We start from the raw sequence: 2,243 nt of genomic DNA, 5'->3' as shown, positions 1-2,243 counted from the left end.
CAGTAAGAACGATGGAGCCGCGATTGCGAGGCAGCATCCTTTTCAGTGCCGCACGCGTGCCGTTGACCTGTCCGAGATATGTGACCTCCGTCACTCGCTTATAATCCTCCGGATCAGTGTCGATGAAGGTCGATAGAATTCCCGCGAAGGCGACATTGATCCAGATGTCGATCGGCCCGAATGTTCCTTCCACTTCATCGGCCGCTGCTTCTATTGCAGTGTGATCCGAGACGTCGCACGGCAATATGATGGCTTGGCCGCCAGCATGCCTTACCTCTTCCGCCGCCGCCCGCAGCCCATCTTCGCCGCGAGCAATGAGGGCGATTTTCGCATGGTCTTGAGCGAAGCGTCGGACAACTGCTCGCCCCACGCCCGCTGATGCGCCGGTAATCACAACGACGGGAACTGATGATCGCATCGGCCTTCTCCTCGTCTCTAAACGACAGCTTCGGCGGAAGGGTTCCTGGGAAATATCTCATACCCGCGTAATCTTCGGTAACCGGCGTTGGCCGGATGATGTGAAGGCTCGGATCGTGGCGGAAAGCCTTGAACCTGGTGTTCGTCTTGTTGATGTCGCGCGCCGTCATGACGGTGTTGCGCACCAGCTCTCCTTGTGGCGCCGCCAAGCGCGCGAGGGCATTCTGGCCCTGTGTGGCAACACCCTCGCCCGAAATTTCGTTGTCGCTCAGTCGACCACGAAAAGCTCTTGAAAGTCCCACTTAATTAGGTAAGTTGCCTAACAAAAGGAAAAGGGACGCGCATGATTGCGGGAATAGATATTGGTGGCACCAAGACGCACCTCTTCGTTGAGGCGCGTGGTGAGAGGGTTGCCGAGAAGATTTTGTACACTGCCGCATGGCGGGCACGGAACAACCAAGATGCCGACGCTGAGGCACTCGCCTCACTGATCGTCGCAGCGGGAGGCGCCATGCCGACGATCACCGTGGTCGGCGCGCATGGCTGTGACAGTGACGATGATCGGCTAGCTCTGCAGATCCGGCTTGCTCGGCGCTTGCCCGGCACGGTGCTGGTTCTCAACGACTCCGAATTGCTCTTGCCGGCGGCAGGCAAGACGAGCGGTATTTCCATTATCAGCGGCACCGGTTCAATCGCTGTCTCGCGCGATAGCAAGCGAAGAATGATCGCAGCGGGCGGTTGGGGTTGGTATCTTGGTGACGAGGGAAGTGCTAGCGGCCTAGTACGGGAGGCTGCTCGGACCATTCGCTTTGGGCTCGATCAAGGTGAAGCGCTTGACCCGCTCGGCCGGAGCCTCATCGAAGCTCTCGATATTCAATCACCTATCGAGATAGGGCGTGCGCTTGGCAAGATAGGCTCGGCAGCTGGCATAGGCCGGTTTGCGCCGCTCGTGTTCGAGGCGGCCGATGCCGGCTCCGCCTATGCGGAGAAGGTCATCGTCGATGCCGGTGTCTCGCTTGCGGCATTAACGGCGCAATTGATCCAGCGCGGTGCGCCGCGTGGTGATGTCGTCACCGGCGGAGGCGTCATTGCTCGTCAGCCGCGACTTCTTGCAGCTTTCAAGACTGCCCTCGGCGACCGTCTGCCTGATCTGAGGCTGACCCTTCTCAATGAGGCGCCGGTGGTGGGGGCGATAATGCTCGCCCGCAAGCTCAGCCGCGGTGACCTGCCGGCCACCTTGCCGGTGCCGCATATCGACGGCGAGCTGAAAACTGCCGGTGATTGGAGAGCCGCATGACTTCCCAAAAAATCATTCCCGCACGAAACTGGGGGCAGCGCATGATCGCGGTCGTGCTGATCGCCGTTGTCGTATTGCTGGTGTTCATGGTCGCCACCAGCCGTCACATCGCCTGGTCGGCCATACCTCAATATATCTTCGACGAGACGATCCTCGATGGGATCGAGCTGACTATCCTCTTCACTGTCCTGTCGATGATTATCAGCATCGTTGCCGGCGCGATTCTCGCCACGATGCGGCTCGCGTCCAATCCGGTGCTGTCCGGTTTCGCAAGCCTTTATATCTGGTTCTTCCGCGGCACGCCGCTGCTGGTCCAGATCATCTTCTGGTTCAATATCCAGCTTTTCATTCCGAGCATCGATATCGGTTCCATCCACATCGACACCAATTCGATCGTCACGGCTTTCGTCGCAGCGCTTCTTGCCCTCAGCCTCAATGAGGCGGCCTATATGGCGGAGATCATTCGCGGCGGACTGCTCGCTGTCGATAGCGGCCAAAATGAAGCCGCCAAGGCGCTCGGTTATACGCC

The 2,243-nt window shown here is 59.1% G+C and carries 3 protein-coding genes and 1 pseudogene; 3 read left to right on the top strand and 1 reads right to left on the bottom strand.

Going from position 1 to position 2,243, the window contains the following annotated elements:
• On the bottom strand, positions 1 to 418 hold a 418-nt coding region (locus Q4Q11_RS31555; RefSeq protein ID WP_498571948.1), incomplete at its 3' end, for an SDR family NAD(P)-dependent oxidoreductase.
• A 52-nt stretch (positions 419 to 470) separates the two neighbouring features.
• Here Q4Q11_RS31555 and Q4Q11_RS31550 point away from each other — a divergent pair.
• The 3 genes and pseudogenes from Q4Q11_RS31550 to Q4Q11_RS31540 all read left to right on the top strand — a co-directional run.
• Positions 471 to 650 (top strand): annotated as a pseudogene (locus tag Q4Q11_RS31550) (transposase); the annotation flags it as partial.
• A gap of 110 nt (positions 651 to 760) precedes the next feature.
• The gene (locus Q4Q11_RS31545) at positions 761 to 1,714 is read left to right on the top strand and encodes an N-acetylglucosamine kinase (RefSeq protein ID WP_498571947.1); all 954 of its coding nucleotides are present in this window, start codon (positions 761 to 763) and stop codon (positions 1,712 to 1,714) included.
• The coding region (locus tag Q4Q11_RS31540) for an ABC transporter permease subunit (protein ID WP_498571946.1) at positions 1,711 to 2,243 on the top strand (533 nt) is incomplete at its 3' end. The genes Q4Q11_RS31545 and Q4Q11_RS31540, both read left to right, overlap by 4 nt.

Source organism: Rhizobium sp. UFLA01-1127 (assembly GCF_059803845.1).
This window is presented reverse-complemented; position numbering and strand designations above follow the sequence as displayed.